15 protein-coding genes are annotated in these 12,961 nt (G+C 46.6%); 7 read left to right on the forward strand and 8 right to left on the reverse strand.

The genetic code is table 11. The features are described 5' to 3' along the window. Positions 1-24: 24 nt before the first annotated feature. Together srfAD and NYE56_RS01505 are read left to right on the forward strand one after the other, a co-directional pair. Positions 25-753, forward strand: a complete 729-nt coding sequence (gene srfAD / locus NYE56_RS01500) for a surfactin biosynthesis thioesterase SrfAD (protein ID WP_042977202.1) — start codon at positions 25-27, stop codon at positions 751-753. Positions 754-854: 101 nt separating this feature from the next. Next, positions 855-2,081, forward strand: coding sequence for an MFS transporter (locus NYE56_RS01505; RefSeq protein ID WP_341283361.1), 1,227 nt, complete (start codon positions 855-857; stop codon positions 2,079-2,081). Positions 2,082-2,095: 14 nt separating this feature from the next. On the opposite strand, the gene NYE56_RS01510 is transcribed toward NYE56_RS01505, so the two are convergent. After that, positions 2,096-2,653 carry a YcxB family protein gene (locus tag NYE56_RS01510; protein WP_341283362.1) on the reverse strand — a complete coding sequence of 186 codons (558 nt, stop codon included), beginning with the start codon at positions 2,651-2,653 and terminating at the stop codon, positions 2,096-2,098. A 53-nt stretch (positions 2,654-2,706) separates the two neighbouring features. Next, a complete protein-coding gene (locus NYE56_RS01515; RefSeq protein ID WP_341283363.1) occupies positions 2,707-3,645 on the reverse strand; it encodes a DMT family transporter in 939 nt (312 codons plus the stop codon). A gap of 123 nt (positions 3,646-3,768) precedes the next feature. On the opposite strand from NYE56_RS01515, the gene NYE56_RS01520 reads away from it, so the two are divergent. Continuing rightward, positions 3,769-5,103, forward strand: coding sequence for an aminotransferase-like domain-containing protein (locus tag NYE56_RS01520; protein ID WP_341283364.1), 1,335 nt, complete (start codon positions 3,769-3,771; stop codon positions 5,101-5,103). On the opposite strand, the gene NYE56_RS01525 is transcribed toward NYE56_RS01520, so the two are convergent. The 6 genes from NYE56_RS01525 to bsdA all read right to left on the reverse strand — a co-directional run bounded on the left by NYE56_RS01525 (position 5,098) and on the right by bsdA (position 10,090). After that, positions 5,098-5,772 carry a 4'-phosphopantetheinyl transferase gene (locus NYE56_RS01525; protein ID WP_003234549.1) on the reverse strand — a complete coding sequence of 225 codons (675 nt, stop codon included), beginning with the start codon at positions 5,770-5,772 and terminating at the stop codon, positions 5,098-5,100. The two genes, NYE56_RS01520 and NYE56_RS01525, sit on opposite strands and share 6 nt — an antisense overlap. A 104-nt stretch (positions 5,773-5,876) precedes the next feature. After that, positions 5,877-6,524 (reverse strand): YczE/YyaS/YitT family protein, encoded by a 648-nt coding sequence (locus NYE56_RS01530; protein WP_014475783.1) that lies wholly within the window; start codon positions 6,522-6,524, stop codon positions 5,877-5,879. Between the two features lie 323 nt (positions 6,525-6,847). After that, positions 6,848-7,591: a cystine ABC transporter ATP-binding protein TcyC gene (gene tcyC, locus NYE56_RS01535; RefSeq protein WP_003246629.1), complete on the reverse strand. Its 744-nt coding sequence runs from the start codon at positions 7,589-7,591 to the stop codon at positions 6,848-6,850. A 13-nt stretch (positions 7,592-7,604) separates the two neighbouring features. Beyond that, positions 7,605-8,309 carry a cystine ABC transporter permease TcyB gene (tcyB, locus tag NYE56_RS01540; protein ID WP_003234541.1) on the reverse strand — a complete coding sequence of 235 codons (705 nt, stop codon included), beginning with the start codon at positions 8,307-8,309 and terminating at the stop codon, positions 7,605-7,607. After that, positions 8,296-9,102, reverse strand: coding sequence for a cystine ABC transporter substrate-binding lipoprotein TcyA (gene tcyA, locus NYE56_RS01545; RefSeq protein WP_014475786.1), 807 nt, complete (start codon positions 9,100-9,102; stop codon positions 8,296-8,298). The genes tcyB and tcyA overlap by 14 nt, the downstream gene beginning before the upstream one ends. A 115-nt stretch (positions 9,103-9,217) precedes the next feature. Beyond that, entirely contained in the window at positions 9,218-10,090 is an 873-nt protein-coding gene (gene bsdA, locus NYE56_RS01550) for a transcriptional regulator BsdA (protein WP_003234533.1), read from the reverse strand. 89 nt (positions 10,091-10,179) lie between these two features. Here bsdA and NYE56_RS01555 point away from each other — a divergent pair, with 89 nt between their 5' ends. Genes NYE56_RS01555 through NYE56_RS01570 form a run of 4 tightly spaced genes read left to right on the forward strand, consistent with a single transcriptional unit; the run spans position 10,180 to position 12,923 of the window. Continuing rightward, positions 10,180-10,794 (forward strand): non-oxidative hydroxyarylic acid decarboxylases subunit B, encoded by a 615-nt coding sequence (locus NYE56_RS01555; protein WP_014478815.1) that lies wholly within the window; start codon positions 10,180-10,182, stop codon positions 10,792-10,794. Positions 10,795-10,796: 2 nt separating this feature from the next. Beyond that, positions 10,797-12,218, forward strand: coding sequence for a phenolic acid decarboxylase BsdC (gene bsdC, locus NYE56_RS01560; RefSeq protein ID WP_003234529.1), 1,422 nt, complete (start codon positions 10,797-10,799; stop codon positions 12,216-12,218). 16 nt (positions 12,219-12,234) lie between these two features. After that, entirely contained in the window at positions 12,235-12,462 is a 228-nt protein-coding gene (gene bsdD / locus NYE56_RS01565; RefSeq protein ID WP_010886405.1) for a phenolic acid decarboxylase subunit BsdD, read from the forward strand. After that, a complete protein-coding gene (locus NYE56_RS01570; RefSeq protein ID WP_268554585.1) occupies positions 12,459-12,923 on the forward strand; it encodes a pyridoxamine 5'-phosphate oxidase family protein in 465 nt (154 codons plus the stop codon). Before bsdD ends, NYE56_RS01570 begins: the two co-directional genes overlap by 4 nt. The last annotated feature ends 38 nt before the right edge of the window (positions 12,924-12,961 follow it).

A 12,961-nucleotide genomic window follows, 5' to 3' on the forward strand; every position in this document is an offset into this window, starting at 1 on the left:
AGTGATGAAAGGAGGAGACAGCCAATGAGCCAACTCTTCAAATCATTTGATGCGTCGGAAAAAACGCAGCTCATCTGTTTTCCGTTTGCCGGCGGCTACTCGGCGTCGTTTCGCCCTCTCCATGCTTTTTTGCAGGGGGAGTGCGAGATGCTCGCTGCCGAGCCGCCGGGACACGGCACGAATCAAACGTCAGCTATTGAGGATCTTGAAGAGCTGACGGATTTGTACAAGCAAGAACTGAACCTTCGCCCTGATCGGCCGTTTGTGCTGTTCGGACACAGTATGGGCGGAATGATCACCTTCAGGCTGGCGCAAAAGCTTGAGCGTGAAGGCATCTTTCCGCAGGCGGTTATCATTTCTGCAATCCAGCCGCCTCATATTCAGCGGAAGAAAGTGTCCCACCTGCCTGATGATCAGTTTCTCGATCATATTATCCAATTAGGCGGAATGCCCGCAGAGCTTGTTGAAAATAAGGAGGTCATGTCCTTTTTCCTGCCTTCTTTCCGATCAGATTACCGGGCTCTTGAACAATTTGAGCTTTTCGATCTGGCCCAGATCCAGTCGCCTGTTCATGTCTTTAACGGGCTTGATGATAAAAAATGCATACGAGATGCGGAAGGCTGGAAGAAATGGGCAAAAGACATCACATTCCATCAATTTGACGGCGGGCACATGTTCCTGCTGTCACAAACGGAAGAAGTCGCAGAACGGATTTTTGCGATCTTGAATCAGCATCCGATCATTCAACCGTGATCAAAAGCGGACAGCTTCGGCTGTTCCGCTTTTTTTTGTGTTGAATGCCAATTTTTGCATGGTATAATAGTCGAAATACTCAAAAAAAGGCAGGTCGAAACATGCGCACGTCTCCCAGGATGAAATGGTTTGTATTGCTGTTTACGTTTGTTTTCGCCATCGGAATGAACTCATTCAGAAATTCCTTTCAATTTTTTATGCTGCCAATGGCGGATGCCTTCCATGCCGACAGGTCACTGATCTCAGTTTCTGTCAGCATTTTTATGATCACAACCGGCATCGTCCAGTTTTTTGTCGGTTTTTTTATCGACCGTTTCAGTGTCAGAAAAATTATGGCGTTTGGAGCTGTCTGCATCAGCGCAAGCTTTTTGGTGCTTCCTTATTCACCGAATGTTCATGTGTTTTCCGCCATTTACGGTGTGCTTGGCGGAATCGGTTATTCCTGCGCGGTCGGCGTGACGACCCAGTATTTCATCAGCCGTTGGTTTGACATACACAAAGGTCTGGCGCTTGCTATTTTGACCAATGCCAACTCTGCGGGCCTGCTGCTTCTCTCGCCCATTTGGGCTGCGGCTCCGTATCATGCCGGATGGCAGAGCACCTATACGATTTTGGGAATCGTCATGGCGGCTGTTCTGCTGCCGCTCCTCGTCTTTGGGATGAAGCACCCGCCACATGCGCAAGCGGAGTCAGTGAAAAAATCTTATGATTGGCGGGGGTTTTGGAACGTGATGAAGCAATCCCGCCTCATTCATATCCTGTACTTCGGCGTGTTTACTTGCGGATTTACAATGGGAATTATTGATGCTCACCTCGTCCCGATACTGAAGGATGCGCATGTCTCTCATGTCAACGGAATGATGGCCGCGTTCGGGGCGTTTATCATCATTGGCGGGTTATTGGCAGGCTGGCTGTCCGATCTCCTCGGGAGCAGAAGCGTCATGCTATCCATCTTATTTTTCATTCGACTGCTCAGCCTCATTTGCCTGCTCATTCCCATTCTCGGAATTCATCACAGCGACCTTTGGTACTTCGGATTTATCCTGTTATTCGGGCTCAGTTACACAGGCGTGATCCCGCTGACCGCGGCGTCAATTTCGGAAAGCTATCAAACAGGATTGATCGGATCGCTGTTAGGCATCAATTTCTTTATCCATCAGGTTGCCGGAGCTCTCAGCGTGTATGCGGGCGGTTTGTTTTTTGACATGACTCATGGTTATTTGCTGATTGTCGCTGTGTGCATCGTGTTTGTGGGTTTATCAGCTGTAATAGAGCTGGTGCCGTTTTTAGATAAACAAAAGGCAAAAGAAACCCACCAATCAATATAAAAGGATCAGCACTGTCAATGCTGATCCTTTTTAAATTTGAGTTTTTTTGTTTCGGTATTTTTAAGGATAATCTCCTTGAATCTGTTCATCTCCACTTCGGAATGAAAAAAATGTTTTGGGATCGCAATATATTGGCCACTTGATGTATTGACCCTGAAGATATTTTTATATTCGAAAACAGCTGTGATTTCATCCCAATTGAAAATGAGGTCATATTTTTTAGAACATATACGAATTCCTTCTTGGTTCAGAGTATATGTTCTTTTAGATTTCATCCGTTCGTTCTTCTTGTGTGCTCTGGAAAACTTCACATATAGAAGAAGGAGGAGCAGCAGTGTAAACAGAACGGACATCACGATAATCAACATACTGTTCATAAACAAGTTAAGCGCGTCACTGCCATAAACGATACGGGGCCATCCGTTAATGAAGTTAACTGCAGCAAATATGGCGCAAAACAACAGAAAGTAAAAACATGATAATTTTGCGATTTGATAAAAAAAGATTTCTCTTACATCCTTAAAAGTGATTTCTCCTGGAAGATTGATACTTTCACTAGCATATTGAATCATACGGTAAACCTACACCTCTAACCATGTTTTTCCTTTCAGTCTAGCATAATTTCTCATTTTTTTGCAGGCATACCAGGGCGCTTTGTTTTTTTCTCCAGATTGATATTGCTCCCCACCACGCCAATCATAATACAAACAGCCCCGGCAAGATGATACCAGGCCAGGCTTTCGTTGAGAATCACAACTCCTGCAATCATCGTCACAATGGTAGATACATGATTAAAAGCGCTCATTTTAAACGCCTCAATTCGCGACAGCGTATAGTTAGACAGAAATGAAGTGACAAGTGAAGACAGCACGCCCAAATACACAATGGCGAGAACGAAGCCGGGCTCCCGGAACGGCAGAAAATAAGTGCCGACTGTTCCCGCCGATCCGTGACGCACAAGGGCGATGGCGTTGAAGACGACAAAGCCGATGGCTGACATGATGTAGGTGAGCTCGGTCAGCTTGAACCGCTGCGTCATTTTTCTGGCAGCAGTATTGTACATCGCTGAAGACAAAGCGGACAATAGGATCAGCAAAGACCCTTTTAAGCTGGCTGATTCCACGTCAACGCCTTTCATCACAAAAATAAACATGACGCCGGCAACGGATAAAACCGTGAACCCCTTTTGCGTCCACGTTGGGCGTTCTTTTAAAACATAAGCGGCAAAGACCATCGTGAAAATCGGAATGGCTGCCTGAATAATTCCCGCTTCAGAGGAGGACGAGTACACAAGGCCGAATGCCTGAAAGCTGAAAAATAACGCGGGATACAGCAGGGCGAGCGGCAAAATGGCAATGACGTCCTTTACGCGGATTGATAGCTTTACCCAGCCGAATAAGATCGGTACAGTCGCCGCAGCAAACGCAATGGTGAACCGATGCGCCAAAATATCAAACGGCTCTGCTGTTTGCAGTGCGATTTTTACGAATAGAAAGGATAAACCGATAATGAACGAATATAAAATAGCCGCTATATAAGCGGGGGCTTGCTGATGTTTAACCATAATGGGAAGTGCTCCTTTACCTGAATTGCAGCGCCGGTCGCTCCCTTTATTGTATGGCCGCGGTCAGAACGGTACAATGAGAAAAACAATGAACTGTACCGGTACAAAACAGGGGGAGAAGGCATGGAGAAATATATGAGTCTAGTAACGAGGATAGAGGAGATGATGCAAAGCACCGCCTATCAAGAAGGAGACAGGCTTCCATCTATCCGTCAGCTGTCCGCCCGCTACCAAGTCAGCAAAAGCACAGTGATCCGCGCGTTGCAGGAACTGGAAAAGCGCCACCTTATCTATTCTGTTCCGAAAAGCGGCTATTATATTGTGAAAAAGACAGGGAAATCAAAAAGCGGGCAGCTTGGCCCCATCGACTTTGCCACATCTGCGCCGGATCCAGATGTGTTTCCGTATCTTGATTTTCAGCACTGTATCAACAAAGCGATTGATACATACAAAAACGATTTGTTTATTTATGGGACGCCAAAGGGGCTTCCATCACTCATCCGCGTACTCCGAAAGCTCTTGGCCACTCAACAGGTATTTGCGGATGAACGGCATATTTTCATTACATCAGGTGTCCAGCAGGCGTTATCCTTGCTTTGTGCCATGCCGTTCCCAAATGGGAAAGAGAAGATCGCCATTGAACAGCCGGGCTACCATTTGATGGTCGAACAGCTTGAGACGGTCGGGATTCCCGCCATCGGAGTGAAACGAACGGAAGAAGGGCTTGATATAGCCGAGGTTGAGCGGTTATTTCAAACAGAATCGATTAAATTTTTTTATACGATGCCGCGCTTCCATAACCCGCTTGGCTGCTCATTGTCAGAGCGTGATAAACAGGAGCTTGTGAGACTGGCAGAAGCGTATGATGTCTATCTCGTTGAGGATGATTACCTCGGTGATCTGGAGGAAAATAAAAAGGCAGATCCGCTGTACGCATATGATCTGTCCTCACATGTCATCTATTTGAAAAGCTTCTCGAAAATGATGTTCCCCGGCCTCCGCGTGGGGGCGGCTGTTTTGCCCGAAGCGCTGACTGACACGTTCTATGCGTACAAAAAACTGAACGACATCGACTGTTCAATGATTTCTCAAGCAGCATTGGAGATTTACCTGAAAAGCGGTATGTACGGCAGGCATAAGGAGAAAATCAGAGATTCTTATAAAGAGCGGTCGCTGAGGCTACATCAAGCCATTCGAACTCACAGGCAGCTGGGAAGCGGACGCTTTACGTTCTCCAGCGGGCAGGCACCCTGTATGCACACCCATCTGGTGCTTCCTCAGGATCTGCCCGCCTCAAGAGTGATTCATAGACTGAAAAAACAAGGGGTTCTCCTTGAGGCGATAGACCGTCATTATTTATCAGATTATCCGAAAGAAAATCTATTAAAAATCAATATTTCCAATGTGAAAACGGAAGATATTGAGCGCGGTGTCAAGCTGTTGATGAGCCATTTATAAAAGCTCTTCGTACGAGACCATTGTGATATCCTCGGGGAAATCAGGGTGTGCGGCGCATACAGCCATTTTGTAGCCGGGATCGACCTCATACGTTTTGATATAGCATGGGGAATGGCTGTCCGGAAGCTCAATGGATACTTGTCCGTCCTGATGCAGGCGCACTGAAAAGGAATCAAGCGGAAGCGATAAGCCTTTGCCTTCCTGTTTGATAAAGCTTTCTTTCATTGACCATAGATGATAAAAATAGTCTGTCTGCTCGTCCTTGTCTTTTGCTAAAAGGTCGCTGTACTCTGTTTTTGAAAAGAAGCGCTTGGCGATCTCAAGGCTGATCGGTTTCGTTTTTTCGATATCTATGCCGATCGGCTGTGAATCAAACGCGCAAATGACCCAGCGGCCGGAGTGAGAAATGTTGAAATGAGCGTCGGGAAGATCAGGGATGCACGGCTTCCCGTATTCCTGCGTGCTAAAGCGGATATCGGATTTGTCCAACTGATACTGCCTGCTTATGACTGAGCGAACGAGCACATCTCCCAGCAGGGTGCGGTGAGCATCTTCTTTATGATAAAATCTCCGGCATTTCTCCCGTTTTTCAGGTGATATGAAAGACATGAACCGTTCATTTTCTTCCTGTGAAAGCGGGCGGTCCATATAAATTCCGTAAATCTTCATTCTAGATCCTCCGTCTGCAAAAGATTGTCAAAACCATCCTATCATACTTCCACAAGACTCATATAGAGGAGAAAATAAAAAAACAAAGCCAAGGCGGCTTTGTTTTAGTGTACAGGCGGAGATGCTTTCACAGCGGCTGTCCGCCTTGCCACAGCATAATTCAGCAACTGGATTGACTGGGGCAATGAAAAGCGCAAAATAAGTCCGGTGAGGATGGCGGTCAAAATGGTGCCAAAACCGATCGGGCCGCCCATGCCCCATGCCGCAAACAAAATGGTTATTTCCATGCCGTTCCGCACCCATTGCACATTCCAGCCGGTTTTTTCTGTAATCAGCATCATCAGTGAATCACGCGGCCCCGCACCAAGGCCTGCTGATACATAAACACCGACGCCGTAACCGATCAGCACCACGCCTAGAGAGAAGACGATGATCGAGCCTGTGTAGGTCGAGGGGGCAGGCAGAATGAAATTGAAAAAATCTATAAATACACCAATGAGCACCATATTCAGGAGGGCCCCAATTTTCGGCCAAGCCCTCGTAAACAATGACGTGAATCCGACGATGAGCGCTCCAATAATGATGGACCACTGGCCGACGGTAAGCCCGAAGTGCTGAAACAGGCTGTAATGAAATGCATCCCACGGACTAATGCCGAGTGCTTTTCCTTCTATCGTCAGGGATACACCAAAAGCCAAAATGATCAAACCGGCAAAATAAAATGTCCAGCGCAGAACAAGTTCTTGCTTCACGTGAGGTCCCTTCTTTCGTAAAAATCAGTCGATTGTCATTGTAGCACATCTTACAGAAGGGCGGAATAGGCGAAAGGGGCTCAACAAAAAAACAGGGCCGCCGCAGGCGCCCTGTTTCAGCGTGTTGGCAAACCCTTGCATTCGTTGTCAGGCCTGTGCTTCGGTGCTCACGAATTTCACATTCGCTGTGCTCCAATGCTCGCCCTTCCTAGACTTCAAAGGTTTTCAATCACGCTGAAAATCACAAAATCCTAAAACAACGAAAATCGTTTTAGGATTTTGTCAATAATCTGAAACAGGGCGCTGGCGCCCTGTTTTTCTTATTACAGCGGGTTCAAAATCCGGTTCAAGAACCGCTGTGTCCGTTCTTCTTTTGGTGCGGAGAAAATTTGCTCCGGCGGTCCTTGCTCCACGATAACGCCGCCGTCGATGAAGATGACTTCATCCGCAACTTCCTGCGCGAACTTGATTTCGTGGGTCACGACGACCATGGTCCAGCCTTCATTGGCCAAGTCCTTGATAACCTTCAGCACCTCTCCGACAAGCTCGGGATCAAGCGCTGAGGTCGGTTCGTCAAACAGCATGAGCTCAGGCTGAATCGCCAGTGCGCGGGCGATGCCGACGCGCTGCTGCTGTCCGCCGGAAAGCTGGAATGGATATAAATCCATTTTGTCCTTCAATCCGACTTTATCAAGAAGCTGAATCGCTTCTTTTCTGACTTCCTCTTTGTTCCGTTTTTGCACCTGAACAGGGCCCTCCATCACGTTTTCGAGGGCTGTGCGGTGCGGGAACAGGTGATACGCCTGAAACACCATTCCGGATTTTCGGCGAAGCTTTAGGATATCCGCCTGTTTCACCTTTTTGGAGAAATCGATGGAGAAATCATCAAATGCAAGCTCTCCGCGATTCGGGATCTCCAGAGCGTTCAGGCAGCGGAGCAGCGTCGTTTTCCCTGAACCTGAAGGCCCAAGTATGGCGATGACTTTTCCTTTTTCAATCTTCATATCTATCTTTTTTAAAATTTCATTTTCACCGAATGATTTGTTTAATCCTTTAACGGTAAGCATACTCGGAACCTCCTTATTTGGCCACGTAGCGGTCAAGACGCCGTTCGATGACATGCTGGACGAGTGAAAGCAGGAAGCAGATAATCCAATAAATAAAGGCTGCTTCAATATAGATCACTAAAATTTGATCAAGATTCCGCGCGCCGATTTCCTGGGCTTTTCTGAACAGCTCAGCGACCAGAATTTGAGAGGCGAGGGATGTATCTTTAATCAGGCTGATAAAGGTATTGGATAATGGCGGGATCGACACACGAAACGCCTGCGGCAAAATGACGCGGAACAGCGTTTTTTGATGTGTCATGCCAATTGTGTAGCCGGCTTCCCATTGCCCTTTCGGCACGGATAAAATAGATGCCCGAATGATTTCAGATGCATAGGCGCCGACGTTTAATGAAAAGGCGATAACTGCGCTTGGAAATGGATCTAATGTGACGTTAAAGGCCGGGAACAGATAGAAAATGATGAACAATTGAACGAGAAGAGGAGTGCCGCGTATTGCGGATACGTATACGCTGAACACCCATCTCAAAGGTCTCACTTTCGACATTCTGGCAAGCGCCGTAATCAGCGCCAGGATCATTCCGAATATAAAGGAAAGAATCGTAAGGGGAATCGTATAGTAGATTCCCCCTGAAAGTATCGGCCAGAATGACTGCTGCACCAGATCCCACGGGATCGCCGTGCCAAGCGTCAATGCCGGCAGATTATTTAGAAACATCTTCGCCGAACCATTTTTTAGAAATTTTAGAAAGAGTCCCGTCCTCTTTCATTTCTTTTAATGCTTTGTTGACTTGATCAACAACCTCGCCGCTTCCTTTACGGAACGTGAAATATGTTGACTGAGGCTCACCTGTTTCAAACGCGATTTTCACGTTTTTATTGCCAGATGTTTTTAAGTAGTTCAATACGGCAAGCTTATCGTTGTATGTCATATCGACGCGGCCTTGCTGGATCATTTGAAGGGCCTGCGCCATGCCTTCAACGCCTTCTACTTTAGCGCCGGCATTTGTAGCTAATTTGTTGTAGTTGCTTGTCAGTGATTGAGCTGACGTTTTTCCTTTTACATCTGCTTCAGACTTAATATCGTTGTTGTCTTTTTTCGTTACGACAACGGCTCTTGATGTTGTGTATTTATCTGAGAAATCATATTGATTTTCACGATCTGTTTTTCCGACTTGGTTGGCAACAACGTCAAACCGTTTGGAATTCAGGCCGGCAAACATACTGTCCCACTGTGTTTCCTTAAAGTCGACTTTAAGCCCGAGGCGTTTTGCGACTTCTGTGATAACTTCGACATCATAGCCAGTCAGTTTATCAGTGTCTTTGTCGTGGTAAGTGAACGGCTCATATGTTCCTTCCGTTCCGACTGTGAGCACACCTTTTTTCTTAATTGAAGCCCAAAGATCGCCATCTTTGGCATTATCTTTTGACTGATTGTCATTTCCTGCTCCGCAAGCTGCAAGAGCTGCAATACTTACGACCATGAATAAAGCCAATAATGCTTTTTTCATCTTATTCCCCACTTTTCTGGTTGATTTTATTGAAATAAAAAAATAGCTTACAAATCTAAAGGATAACTTTTTTTTAGTATGAGTCAAGTAATTGGTTTTCATAAGGCAAAATCTTTTAAAATAAATCCAAAAATTGCTGTGCCGGTTTAGGCAAATAACTGTCCGTTCTCCACATGACAGCCGGTGTCATAATGAAGGGATTATTTTCGATATGGACGGTGTGAACGTGATTTCTCATATGAACGGGAATCATTGTGACGGGCAAAATAGACGCGCCGAATCCGGATGACACGAGGCTGAGCAAAGTTGCAGAGTCGTGGCATTCACAAACAATGCGCGGCTCCAGGTTCAAACGATGAAATTCATTCATGACCTGATTATAGACGCCTTTTCCGTTGACAGGCCGCAGCAGGATCAGCGGAAATGAAGGAATGTCCTCCATCTTAATGGTGTCTCCGCACGGATATCCGGCTTCATCTGAAAGCACGAGCACACATGGAATGTCATCAAGCTGCTTGAATTGTACTGTGTCACTTTTGATCAGTGTTGTCGTGACCGCCGCATCGATTTGCCGGCTTTCCAGCAGTTCCAACAGTGTCGCGGGTTCATTTTCCCAAATATTAAAGGTGAGATGGGGGTATCTCTCTTTGATCTGTGTTACTTTTTCAAGCATCAGAGCCGCGCAATAAATCGTTGATCCCACGGCAAGTGTGCCGGCTACTTCCTCCTTCAGCTCCTGTACCTCAATGACTGCATCTTCAAACCTATGCAGAATCTCTTTTGCTCTTTTTAGAAAAACAGCTCCTTCATATGTAAGAGTCATTTGTTTTTTCTTGTTACGGTCAAACAGGACAACACCAAGTTCGTCCTCCAGCTGTTTGAGCTGCCTGCTTAAAGGCGGCTGCGCCATGTGAAGCTTTTTGGCTGCGGACGTGATTTTCTGTTCTTGGGCAATGGTAATGAAGTATCGAAGCTGGCGAATATCCAAAAGAAAGCGCCTCCTTATCATACCTTTTAGGTATTAAATATAGATTTAATAGATATTTTTCATATGGATATATCAGGAGTATGATTGAAATGAAAGCAGAATTCAAGCGTAAAGGAGGGGGCAAAGTGAAACTCGTTGTCGGAATGACAGGGGCAACAGGGGCCATTTTCGGGGTCAGGCTGCTGCAGTGGCTGAAGGCCGCCGGAGTGGAAACCCATCTCGTTGTGTCTCCTTGGGCAAACGTCACGATCAAACACGAAACAGGCTATACCTTACAAGAAGTAGAACAACTGGCCACATACACTTACTCACATAAGGATCAGGCGGCAGCCATTTCAAGCGGGTCGTTTGATACCGATGGAATGATCGTTGCGCCGTGCAGCATGAAATCTCTCGCAAGCATTCGCACCGGAATGGCGGATAATCTGCTGACACGTGCGGCGGATGTCATGCTCAAGGAGAGAAAAAAACTCGTCCTCTTAACGAGAGAGACGCCTTTGAACCAAATTCATCTCGAAAATATGCTAGCGCTTACGAAAATGGGTACAATCATTCTTCCTCCGATGCCGGCATTTTATAATCAGCCGAGCAGCTTAGAGGAAATGGTTGACCATATTGTTTTTAGAACGTTGGACCAATTCGGCATTCGGCTTCCTGAAGCGAAGCGCTGGAATGGGATTGAAAAACAAAAAGGAGGAGCTTGATCATGGCTTATCAAGATTTCAGAGAATTTCTCGCTGCCCTTGAAAAAGAAGGACAGCTGCTTACAGTGAATGAAGAGGTAAAGCCGGAACCGGATTTAGGGGCCGCCGCACGGGCAGCCAGCAATCTTGGCGATAAAAGCCCTGCGCTCTTATTTAACAACATTTACGGCTATCATAACGCGCGAATTGCGATGAATGTCATCGGCTCTTGGCCAAACCATGCCATGATGCTGGGCATGCCAAAAGACACACCGGTAAAAGAACAGTTTTTTGAATTCGCAAAGCGTTATGACCAGTTTCCGATGCCGGTCAAACGTGAGGAAACAGCGCCATTTCATGAAAATGAAATCACAGAAGATATCAATTTGTTCGATATACTGCCTCTTTTCAGAATTAACCAAGGTGATGGAGGCTACTATTTAGACAAAGCGTGTGTCATTTCCCGTGATCTTGAAGACCCTGACAACTTCGGCAAACAAAATGTCGGCATTTACAGAATGCAGGTCAAAGGAAAAGACCGCCTCGGCATTCAGCCTGTCCCGCAGCACGATATTGCAATCCATCTGCGCCAAGCTGAAGAACGCGGCATCAATCTTCCGGTCACTATTGCGCTCGGCTGTGAGCCGGTCATTACAACGGCGGCATCGACTCCGCTTCTCTATGATCAATCAGAATACGAAATGGCAGGTGCGATTCAAGGCGAACCATATCGCATCGTCAAATCAAAGCTGTCTGATCTTGATGTTCCGTGGGGCGCTGAAGTGGTGCTTGAAGGTGAGATTATTGCCGGAGAGCGCGAATATGAAGGGCCGTTCGGTGAATTCACAGGCCATTATTCCGGCGGACGCAGCATGCCGATTATCAAAATTAAACGCGTCTATCACAGAAACAATCCGATCTTTGAACATTTATACTTAGGCATGCCTTGGACAGAATGCGATTACATGATCGGCATTAACACATGCGTGCCGCTTTATCAGCAGTTAAAAGAAGCGTATCCGAACGAAATTGTGGCAGTGAACGCCATGTACACACACGGTTTAATCGCGATTGTTTCCACAAAAACCCGCTATGGCGGATTTGCGAAAGCGGTCGGCATGCGCGCACTCACAACGCCGCACGGACTCGGTTACTGCAAAATGGTCATTGTCGTTGATGAGGATGTCGATCCATTCAACCTTCCGCAGGTCATGTGGGCGCTTTCGACCAAAATGCATCCGAAACACGATGCGGTCATCATTCCGGACTTATCTGTCCTGCCGCTTGATCCGGGATCCAATCCATCAGGAATCACTCACAAAATGATTCTCGACGCCACTACACCGGTTGCGCCGGAAACAAGAGGCCATTATTCACAGCCGCTTGATTCTCCGCTAACAACGAAAGAATGGGAACAAAAACTAATGGACTTAATGAATAAATAAGGAAAGGATGTTCGAAATGCATACATGTCCTCGATGCGACTCAAAAAAGGGAGAAGTCATGAGCAAATCGCCTGTAGAAGGCGCATGGGAAGTTTATCAGTGCCAAACATGCTTTTTTACATGGAGATCCTGTGAACCGGAAAGCATTACGAATCCCGAAAAATACAATCCAGCGTTTAAAATTGACCCAAAGGAAACAGAAACAGCAATTGAAGTTCCGGCGGTGCCGGAACGAAAGGCTTGATCCGCGTGAACAGTATGTCAGACCGTCTCTTTGAGCTGCTTGACGGGAGATGCCTGAATGAGAAGCAGCATGAGGCCTTCGTTCTGCAAACAGTATCAGAGGATGGCTGGCCGCATGCCGCTATGATCAGTGCAGGTGAAATTATCGCGCTGAGCCGAACTGATATCCGAATCGCTCTGTGGAAAAACACAATGACTTCGGCCAACATCCTTCGCACAGGAAAAGCACAGTTCACGGCATGGTGGAAGGGAGCGGCCTATTATGTAAAGCTTGAATGCGCGCCTTTGCCGCCTTTGAAAGATGCTGAATATGATAGAGACCGTTTTTTCTGCCGCATCGTTTCAGTGAAGGAAGACGTTGCGAAATACGCTGATTTGACTTCAGGTGTCCGTATACAGCTTCACAGCCCTGAAGAGGTGCTGGGCAGATGGGAAAAGACCCTGAAAGATTTAAAGCGGTAATATCGATAGCCTGACGCCATGCGTCAGGCTTTTTTATA

The sequence above is a fragment of the Bacillus sp. FSL R5-0603 genome (assembly GCF_038050295.1).
Classification (GTDB): Bacteria; Bacillota; Bacilli; order Bacillales; family Bacillaceae; genus Bacillus; species Bacillus subtilis.